Origin of the sequence: Streptomyces flavofungini, assembly GCF_041028215.1 — a bacterium.
In the GTDB taxonomy this organism is placed as follows: Bacteria; Actinomycetota; Actinomycetes; order Streptomycetales; family Streptomycetaceae; genus Streptomyces; species Streptomyces flavofungini_B.
This window is the reverse complement of the sequence record NZ_JASKYR010000390.1, coordinates 1-7260: the sequence shown is the minus strand read 5'-3', so window position 1 is coordinate 7260 and position 7260 is coordinate 1. Positions and strand designations below refer to the sequence as shown.

Below are 7260 nucleotides of genomic sequence, written 5' to 3'. Positions count from 1 at the left end.
GGCCAATGGCGCCCCGGGGGCGATGGCCCGCTTCACCGGCCCCGACGGCGTCCGCTCGCGCACCGCCGGTGTACGCGACCGCGTCTCCGGCGCGGCCATGGACACCCGCGCACGCTTCCGTATCGGCAGCGTCAGCAAGACCTTCTCCGGCGTCGTGCTGCTCCAACTCGTCGACGAGGGCAAGCTGGAGCTCGACGCGCCGGTCAACCGCTACCTCCCCGGACTGCTGCCCGACGACCGCATCACCGTCCGCCACCTGCTCACCCACCGCAGCGGCCTGGCCGACTACACCGACGCGATGTTCGCCAAGACGGTGCCCGGCTTCGAGGCCGTGCGCAACCGCGTCTTCACCTACAAGGAGCTGGTCGACCTCTCGCTGGCCGAGCCCCGCACCACCGAACCCGGCGTCTCCTACAAGTACTCCAACGCCAACTTCGTCGTCGTCGGCATGCTCATCGAGAAGGCCACCGGAACCCCGGTCGCCCAGCAGTACGAGCAGCGCATCATCAAGCCGCTGAGACTGCGTCACACCTCCTACGTGCACCCCGACACCCGGATCACGGGAACGCACGTACGCGGCTACCTCCACCCCGACGAGGAGGGTGCGCCGCTCGTCGACTCCACGGAGCAGACCGTCTCCTGGGCCCAGTCGGCCGGCGCCATCATCTCCGACCCGGCCGATCTGAACACCTTCACCAGCGCACTGATGCGCGGCAAGCTGCTCTCGCCCCGCATGCTGGACGCCATGACCACGGTCACCCCGACGGACACCACCCAGACCCGCTTCTACGGGCTCGGGCTGCGCCGCTACGACCTGTCCTGCGGCGCCCAGGTGTACGGCCACACCGGCACCGTGCAGGGCTACTACACGTACGCCTTCGCCACCCGCGACGGCAAGCGCGCGCTCTCCGCCATGGCGAACACCTCGAACCACGGGGCGGCCAACACCGCACTCGGCGGAACGCTGGAGGCGGCCTTCTGCGGCAAGACCACACCCGCGGGTACGTCCAGCAAGGCACGTCGCGCACTCCCCGTCCAGGCAGCCGAGGCAGACCTGCCCGAGCGCCGCTGACGCCTCAGCGGCCCTGACGCCTCGGCGCCGCTGATCCCCCCAGCGCCGCTGAGGTCCGACGGCCGCGTGCGCACCACACCGCTGTGGTGCGCACGCGGCCAAGCCGTGTCCAGGGCGGCGACGGTCAGGTGCGGCTCGCCGCGGCCGTCCGCAGGAGACCTTCGACGCCGTCCAGGAACGTGTCGCTGATCAGCGCCGGGTCGAAGAGGCATCCGGCCGCCATGGCGCCGTCCCGGAGCATGACGAAGTGCCGCCCCGCAGCGTCCCCCGGCACGCACCCGGCCTCCGTCAGCAACTGCGTGACGGCCTCCAGGAACCACTGCCGGTGGGCCAGGACCGCCTGGTGGACCGGGTGCGCCGGGTCGGGGTACTCGGCCGCCGCGTTCAGGAAGGCGCACCCGCGGAACCCGGCGGACCGGATGCCCTCGGTGATGGTGCGGGCGACGGCCCTGACGGTGTCGGCGGGTGCGAGGCCCTGCGCCAGGACGGCGGTCACCTGCCCCCGTATGCCCTGGTCGGCGCGGTGGAGGTAGCTGAGGATCAGCTCCTCCTTGCCCTTGAAGTGCCGGTACAGGGTGGCGCGGGTGACCTGGGCCTCCGCGATGATCCGGTCCACACCGACGGAGTGGATTCCCTCCGTGTAGAAGATCCGGGTCGCGGTGTTCAGCAGCCGGGACCGCGCCTCCGACGTGCTCCCGCTCTGTGCGCTCGCGCTCATGGCGGCAGCGTATCAGGTGGGTGAGGGAGAACGTTCGGTCTTGACAGGGGGGTGCGGATGCCCGTTAGATGCGGCACGGGACGGGAGGAGACCGAACGTTCTCCCTCATTCGCCCTCCGCGGAGGGCGCCCTGTCCCACATCGACCGTGTGTACGCCACGCCGCACCGAAAGGGACCCTGATGGACACCTCTGTCGCAGCCCCCGTCGCCACCCCCGCCACGAGCGTCTCCGCGGCGCTGCGGAGGCTGTACTTCCTGCGCTTCGCGTTCGCCGTGGTGTGGGCCGCCCTGCTGTTCGCGACCGCCCATGACCTCGGGGCCCTCAGTGCGGCGCTGTTGGTGCTCTACCCCTTGTTCGACGTGGCGTGCGCCGTCGCCGACGTACGGTCCGCCAGGGCGAACGGTGGTCCGGTGCGCAATCTTTGGGCGAACATCGCGCTCAGCACGCTCACCGCCGCCGGTCTGATCGCCGCCGCCTCCTCCGGCATCCCGGCCGTCCTGCGCGTCTGGGGCGCCTGGGCCATCGCGGCGGGGCTGGTCCAGCTGGCCGTCGGCGTCATCCGGCGGGGCATGGGAGGGCAGTGGCCAATGATCGCCAGTGGCGCCATCTCCACGCTGGCCGGATCCTCGTTCATCGCCCAGGCGGGCAAGGACGACGCCTCCCTGAGCACGCTGGCCGGATACGCCTTCCTCGGCGGAGTCTTCTTCCTCGTCTCCGCGCTGCGCCTGGGGCGGTCCGGCAGCGCCGCGTAGCCGTGGGGCGCCCGCCGTGGGGGAGGGGCGGTGGGCGTCGCCCGCTACAGGCGATGTGCCGGTGGGGCGGGCGGTGTGCAGGCGGTGGTCCGGCGGCTGAGGTACTGGCGGTTGTCGGCGATCAGGCGGTAGAGGCCGTGGGCGGCCCAGCGGATCGGGGGCAGCGTGAGCAGTGCGCCGAGCAGGGGCCATCCGCCGCCCGAGCTGAGCAGGATCTTCGCCACGGCGTGGGCGCCGCCGTAGGCCCGGCCCTTCGGGGTCACCCAGAGCGCTTCGTGCCGGGCCCGCTCCTCCGGTACGCCGTACGTGACCAGGTCCGCCTGCTGCCAGGGCGTCATGTCGCAGCGGGGGCGTACCTTCCGGGCGATGAGGCGCACCGCCGCGGTGCAGAAACCGCAGTCACCGTCGTAGATCAGCACAGGCCTGTCGCGCATACGTTCATCGTGCCTCAGGAACCGCGCTCGTGCGGGACGCGCGCACTGCGCCCACTCCCTCAACCTCGACTTTAGCTTTAGGGTCGCGGGCCGCCGGTAGGGCCGCCGATGGGAAGCCGGTAGAGGCTGAGGCTGTACCTACTGGTATGTACAGTAGGCGGGTCCCACCGAACCTGATCCTGGAGGCAGTTGCCATGCCACTCGTCCGTATCGACGCCATGGGCTGTGACACGCGGCGTCTCAAGGCCCTGGGGCGCGCCGTCCACCAGGCACTCGGCGAGACCATGGGCATCCCCGACGACGACCACTTCCAGATCCTGACGGGACACGACGGACAGCGGGGACTGCTGCGTCACGGCGACTATCTCGGGGTGCGGCGCGACGACGGCATCGTGTACGTGGCCATCACGCTGCGCGCCGGTCGCACCGACGCGCAGAAGCGGGCGCTGTACCGGCGCGCGGCCGAACTCGCCGAGGAGTACGCGGGCACCGAACCGCGCAACATGTTCATCGTCCTGACGGAGAACGCGGACGCGGACTGGTCGCTCGGCAACGGCGAGGCCCCGTACCTCCCGCCGCTGAAGTGAACCGGCTTGAGTGAACCGGTGCGACCGGCCTCCTGAGTGCTTCCATCCCGGCCCCTTCTTACCCCGGTCGCCGTCGCGTTATTCCAGGGATTTCCCGGCAAGGCGCACGGGGGCACCCGATGAACGGCATGAATGCCGATTACGGGCGATGGTCGCAATTGGCCCGGATATTGGGGCCACTTGACCCGATCAGGACGATCCGGAGACTGGTACCGCAACGGGTCCATGGGGTATCAGGGCCACCTCCGCGGGGGCTTCACCTGCGGCGCCGGCAGAGACCGCGAGGTCACAGGGTGGGGCCCCGGGCCACGCGGCCACCGGAGCGGTGGTCGAAGAGGGCTCAGTGAAGCACGATTGCGCGGTCACGCTCCATGTAATCCATGTCACTTTACGTTCGCCTTGAACCACTCGGGGGATCAAAGTTAGAGATGCTCCGGCGAGGTGATCGGTACTGAACTGGCCTGTCAAATCGACGGATTAGAGAGCCACCGCCTGTGATAGACATGAACGGAGCCGCTGGGTAAAAAGAGGATGTCCCCACCTCATCCCCGCCTCATACAGGGCACCGCACCGCTCCGAACCGCTGACGACTGCCACGACCCCGAACCCCGCTGACACGACCGTCCCTTCCGGGGCCAGGCCGGACACCCCCGAGCCCTGAGTCCCCTTTGACGCGCGCACGCTGCTCATGCCGCGATCCATCCCCACCCACCGACATCATCGACAGTGAGGGAAGTACCGTGCCGGCACACCAGAAGCTCTACCTTCGCCCGTCCGTGGTCGCACAGCCCCTGTTGCACCGCTGGTACGCGTGGCCCTATCTCCTGGCTCCCCACACCGGCGCACTGAACCTGCGGGACCGTCTTCTGCCCATCCTGGACAGCTACTTGAAGGCGCCCCACATCCACGAGTCCGTCATCGCGGACCCCCATCGCTACGGCGCCCCCTTCCTCGATCCCCAGGGCGCCTCCCTGGACGAGGTCCGGGCCGCCCGCGAGCTCATGGCCAAGAACGCCGAGGCCAGGCTGCGGCTCGCCGACGACGTGGACCAACTCCGCGCCCTGCTGCGGGAGAAGGCCGTCGGCGGACCGATGGAGCCGCTCTATCCCCAGGTCCCCGACTCCCTGCGCGGTCGCGTCGAGCTGGTCTACGACACCGCGCACCGGCCCGGCTTCCGCTTCTTCGAATCGCTGATGTACAGCTCCCCGGCCTTCGAGCGGCACGGCCAGTGCGTCTCCCTCAGCGTCACGCAGAGCCCCCAGCCGTTCGTGTACAGCAGCCCCGTCTTCCCGCGGGCCGACCGGCTGGACATCGATGTCCCGTTCGACTCCCCGCTGTGGGACGAGCTGTTCGCGGCGCGCCTCAGCCCGGTCGACGTCCCTGACCTCGCCGAGCGCTTCGGCATCGCGGACGCCGACCTGCCCGCGTTCACCGCGCTCTTCCACGCGACCCCGCCGACACCGCACACGCCGCCCCCGCCCGGCGACGTCCGCGTGCGCTACTTCAACCACGCGACCGTGCTGATCGAGACCGGGCCCACCTCGGTCCTCCTCGACCCCCTCATCGGCTATGCCGACGACGGCCACGAGCACTTCACCATCGAGGACCTGCCGGCCCGCATCGACGCCGTCGTCATCAGCCACTTCCACTCGGACCACTTCTCGCTGGAGACGCTCCTCCAGCTCCGCACCCGCGTCGGCACCATCTTCGTGCCCCGTGCCTCCGGCGGATCGCTTCCCGACCCCAGCCTCAAGACGATGCTCCAGGCACTCGGCTTCCCCCGGGTCCAGGAGCTGTCCGAACTGGAGACCCACCGCGTGGCCGACCAGGTGGAGGTCACCGCCCTCCCCTTCGTCGGCGAGCACGCCGACCTCGACATCCGCACCAAGGTGGTCCCGCTGGTCCGGGCCGGTGGCCGCAGGTTCCTCTTCGCCACCGACATCACCCCGCTCGAACCGGCGCTGTACGACAACATCCCCGGCCTCGCCGAGACACCGCTCGACGCGCTCTACATCGGCCTCGAATGCGTCGGCGCCCCGCTGGGCTGGCTGTACGGACCGCTCCTTGAGGGGAAGCTCTCCCGCGAGCACAACGCGGGCCGACGGCTCAAGGGCAGCGACGCGGCCCAGGCCGACCAGCTCGCCAAGCAGCTCAACGCCCGGCACGTCTACGCCTACGCCATGGGTCTCGAACCCTGGCTCAAGCACCTCACCGGCTCCGACTACGACCCCGAGGCCGAGCCCGTCAAGCAGGCCGCGGTCCTCTCCGAGCTGACCGCCGAGCGTGGCGTCACCGCCGAGCTCCTCCGCGACCGGGGCGAGCGCACCTGGCCCGCCGTCGGGCCGACGGAGCAGTAGGCGCCGAGCGAGACCCCGTCCTGCTGTGCCGTCGTAGATTCCCCCTGGGTGGTGCGTACATGCAGAGCAACACCGGGCACGGCAGCGCGTCATTGCGCCGCTTCGGTCCACCAGTCCCGGGCGCGGGCGATCCCACCCGCGCCAGCCTCGTCTGTTTCCCCTGCGCGGGCGGGGGAGCGACCGGCTTCGCCTCCTGGCGGCGCCTTCTGCCGGACCGGCTCGCCCTCTACGCGCAGGTGGGGCCGGGACGTGAGGAGCGCGGCGGAGAGGCGCCGCTCGACTCGGTCGACGAGCTGATGACCGACGTGCTGCCGGGGGTGCTCGCACTCCCGGACCCGCTGGTCCTGGTCGGCCACAGCTTCGGCGCCTCCCTCGCGTACGAACTGACGCACCGGCTGACCCTGGCCGGCCGCCCGCCGCTGCGTCTTGTCGTGCTCGCGGCGGTCGCGCCGGGGGCGACGACGCTGGAGCCGCCGGGGGACGACCACGAGATCGAACTGCTGTGGAAGCGGCTGGGCGCGAACCCCGCCGGTCTCAGCCGCCCCGGCTTCCGCGAGTGGCTCTTCCCGGTGCTGCGCGCGGACTTCACCGCGCAGGCCTCCTACCGGCCCCCGGACGCGGCCACGCACCTCACCACACCGGTCACCGTGCTGTACGGAGACGAGGACCCCATGGTGACGGCGGTGGAGGCGGCCAAGTGGCGGGCGCTGTGCGCGGGACCCTTCGAGGTCGCGCCGGTGCCCGGCGGCCACTTCTTCCCGCAGACGGCCAGGGCCGAGACCACCGGTGCCCTCGTCCGTGCCCTCGGCTGCGAGGGCACGGCGCCGTAAAGGTCTTCCCTCGGCGGAAACGCCGATCGAAATGACCATGCAGAACCAATAAAAAAGGTCCCCTTGATCACCCGATCGGTGGGGGCTAGGCTACGCGAGTCGAGAATTCACGTTAATTCCGCAGGGGGACGTTTGTCGATGAACCGTGACGATCCGAGGGCCCTGACTCAACTATTCGAAGAATGCGTGAGACGGGGCCCGGAAAACATTGCCCTGGAATTCGAAGATGAATTCTTGAGCTACGGCGAACTCAATCGCCGGGCCAACAGGCTGGCGCATCACCTGCGTGACACCGGCGGCGTCCGCCCCGACGACCGGGTGGCGATCCTGGTCAGGCGTCCGCCGGACGTCATCGTCGCCGAGCTGGCCGCGCTCAAGGCAGGGGGTGCCTATGTCCCGCTGGACCCCGACAACCCACCCGGCGTGACACAGCGGATCATCGAGGACGTGGCACCCAAGGCGGTGGTGATCGATTCGTCGGCCGCCGCGGGCGCGATGTATTTCGACGG

At 70.1% G+C, this 7260-nt stretch carries 8 protein-coding genes; 6 read left to right on the top strand and 2 right to left on the bottom strand.

Annotation, left to right across the window (positions count from 1 at the left end):
- Positions 1 to 1072 (top strand): serine hydrolase domain-containing protein (locus AB8Z36_RS24610; RefSeq protein WP_369215550.1); only part of this gene is annotated, 1072 nt, incomplete at its 5' end.
- Between the two features lie 124 nt (positions 1073 to 1196).
- On the opposite strand, the gene AB8Z36_RS24605 is transcribed toward AB8Z36_RS24610, so the two are convergent.
- Complete coding sequence (locus tag AB8Z36_RS24605) at positions 1197 to 1790, bottom strand: TetR/AcrR family transcriptional regulator (protein ID WP_369215549.1); 594 nt, start codon at positions 1788 to 1790, stop codon at positions 1197 to 1199.
- Between the two features lie 180 nt (positions 1791 to 1970).
- Here AB8Z36_RS24605 and AB8Z36_RS24600 point away from each other — a divergent pair, with 180 nt between their 5' ends.
- On the top strand, positions 1971 to 2543 hold the full coding sequence (locus tag AB8Z36_RS24600) for a hypothetical protein (protein WP_369215548.1): 573 nt from the start codon (positions 1971 to 1973) through the stop codon (positions 2541 to 2543).
- Positions 2544 to 2587: 44 nt separating this feature from the next.
- On the opposite strand, the gene AB8Z36_RS24595 is transcribed toward AB8Z36_RS24600, so the two are convergent.
- Entirely contained in the window at positions 2588 to 2977 is a 390-nt protein-coding gene (locus AB8Z36_RS24595; RefSeq protein WP_369215547.1) for a thiol-disulfide oxidoreductase DCC family protein, read from the bottom strand.
- A 194-nt stretch (positions 2978 to 3171) separates the two neighbouring features.
- Between AB8Z36_RS24595 and AB8Z36_RS24590 the strand changes: the two genes are divergently transcribed.
- From AB8Z36_RS24590 to AB8Z36_RS24575, 4 genes are all read left to right on the top strand, one after another.
- Positions 3172 to 3564 (top strand): tautomerase family protein, encoded by a 393-nt coding sequence (locus AB8Z36_RS24590; protein WP_369215546.1) that lies wholly within the window; start codon positions 3172 to 3174, stop codon positions 3562 to 3564.
- Between the two features lie 740 nt (positions 3565 to 4304).
- The gene (locus tag AB8Z36_RS24585; protein ID WP_369215545.1) at positions 4305 to 5921 is read left to right on the top strand and encodes an MBL fold metallo-hydrolase; all 1617 of its coding nucleotides are present in this window, start codon (positions 4305 to 4307) and stop codon (positions 5919 to 5921) included.
- Positions 5922 to 5980: 59 nt separating this feature from the next.
- Complete coding sequence (locus tag AB8Z36_RS24580; protein WP_369215544.1) at positions 5981 to 6751, top strand: thioesterase II family protein; 771 nt, start codon at positions 5981 to 5983, stop codon at positions 6749 to 6751.
- A gap of 138 nt (positions 6752 to 6889) precedes the next feature.
- Positions 6890 to 7260 (top strand): AMP-binding protein (locus AB8Z36_RS24575; protein ID WP_369215543.1); only part of this gene is annotated, 371 nt, incomplete at its 3' end.

Coding starts and splice junctions, on each gene's coding strand:
- AB8Z36_RS24605 (WP_369215549.1), bottom strand. CDS start 1,790: ATGAGCGCGAGCGCACAGAGCGGGAGCACGTCGGAGGCGCGGTCCCGG.
- AB8Z36_RS24600 (WP_369215548.1), top strand. CDS start 1,971: ATGGACACCTCTGTCGCAGCCCCCGTCGCCACCCCCGCCACGAGCGTC.
- AB8Z36_RS24595 (WP_369215547.1), bottom strand. CDS start 2,977: ATGCGCGACAGGCCTGTGCTGATCTACGACGGTGACTGCGGTTTCTGC.
- AB8Z36_RS24590 (WP_369215546.1), top strand. CDS start 3,172: ATGCCACTCGTCCGTATCGACGCCATGGGCTGTGACACGCGGCGTCTC.
- AB8Z36_RS24580 (WP_369215544.1), top strand. CDS start 5,981: ATGCAGAGCAACACCGGGCACGGCAGCGCGTCATTGCGCCGCTTCGGT.